Origin of the sequence: Dialister micraerophilus DSM 19965, from assembly GCF_000194985.1 — a bacterium.
Lineage (GTDB): Bacteria > Bacillota > Negativicutes > Veillonellales > Dialisteraceae > Dialister > Dialister micraerophilus.
On the sequence record NZ_GL878523.1, the window covers coordinates 1 to 1,328 of the forward strand.

The 1,328-nt window shown below is 43.5% G+C and carries 1 protein-coding gene; it reads right to left on the reverse strand.

Translation table 11 applies throughout. From position 1 onward, the window contains the following. Positions 1-138: 138 nt before the first annotated feature. Positions 139-1,326, reverse strand: coding sequence for an elongation factor Tu (gene tuf, locus HMPREF9083_RS06105; RefSeq protein ID WP_007556524.1), 1,188 nt, complete (start codon positions 1,324-1,326; stop codon positions 139-141). Positions 1,327-1,328 lie beyond the last annotated feature (2 nt).

Below are 1,328 nucleotides of genomic sequence, written 5' to 3' on the forward strand. Positions count from 1 at the left end.
TTTTTCTTGAAAATAATTTAACTGTCTACAGTTATATTTATTGCACATTTTATTTTTTACAAAAATTTATTTTGCACAAATTATTTCACACAAAAAAAGAGAACCGATTTCTCGATTCTCTTTTAAATGTTTCTGAGATTATTTTATAATCTTGGATACTACACCTGCTCCTACTGTACGACCGCCTTCACGAATTGCGAAACGCTGTCCTTCTTCGATTGCTACCGGTGTTATAAGTTTAACGGACATTTCAATGTTGTCGCCCGGCATGCACATTTCTGTACCTTCCGGCAATGTAATGTCTCCTGTTACGTCTGTTGTTCTGATGAAGAACTGCGGACGGTATCCGTTGAAGAACGGTGTGTGTCTTCCGCCTTCTTCTTTCTTAAGTACGTATACTTGTGCTGTGAATTCTGTGTGCGGATGTACTGTACCGGGTTTTGCCAATACTTGTCCTCTTACGATGTCGTCACGTTCTACACCACGCATCAATGCTCCGATGTTGTCTCCTGCCAATGCCTGATCCATTGTCTTTCTGAACATTTCTACGCCTGTGATTACTGTCTGGGTCGGCTTTTCCTGAAGTCCTACGATTTCAGCCGCGTCTCCTACTTTTACTGTACCACGTTCTACACGGCCTGTTGCTACTGTACCACGACCTGTGATTGTGAATACGTCTTCGACAGGCATAAGGAACGGTTTTTCCGTGTCACGTTCCGGTGTCGGTACGTATTCGTCTACTGCTTTCATCAATTCACGAATCTTTTCTTCGTCTGCCGGATTTCCGTTCAATGCGCCCAATGCGGATCCTACTACAATCGGCACTTCGTCGCCCGGGAAGTCATAGGATGAAAGAAGGTCTCTTACTTCCATTTCTACCAAGTCGATAAGTTCCGGATCGTCTACCTGATCTGCTTTGTTCAAGAATACTACGATTGCCGGTACACCTACCTGTTTTGCCAAGAGGATGTGTTCTCTTGTCTGAGGCATCGGGCCGTCTGCTGCTGATACTACGAGGATTGCTCCGTCCATCTGTGCAGCACCTGTAATCATGTTCTTTACATAGTCTGCGTGACCTGGGCAGTCTACGTGTGCGTAGTGACGGTTTGCTGTTTCGTATTCTACTGTTGAAGTATTAATTGTAATACCACGTGCTTTTTCTTCCGGTGCTTTGTCAATTGATGCATAGTCCAAGAAGTTTGCTTTGCCTTCCAAAGACAATACTTTTGTGATTGCCGCTGTAAGTGTTGTTTTACCATGGTCTACGTGACCGATTGTTCCGATATTTACATGCGGTTTAGTTCTTTCATAATGTGCTTTTGCCATTT

What these genes read in the sequence shown, in the direction of transcription:
- tuf (WP_007556524.1), bottom strand. Translation starts at nt 1,326, where the DNA reads ATGGCAAAAGCACATTATGAAAGAACTAAACCGCATGTAAATATCGGA.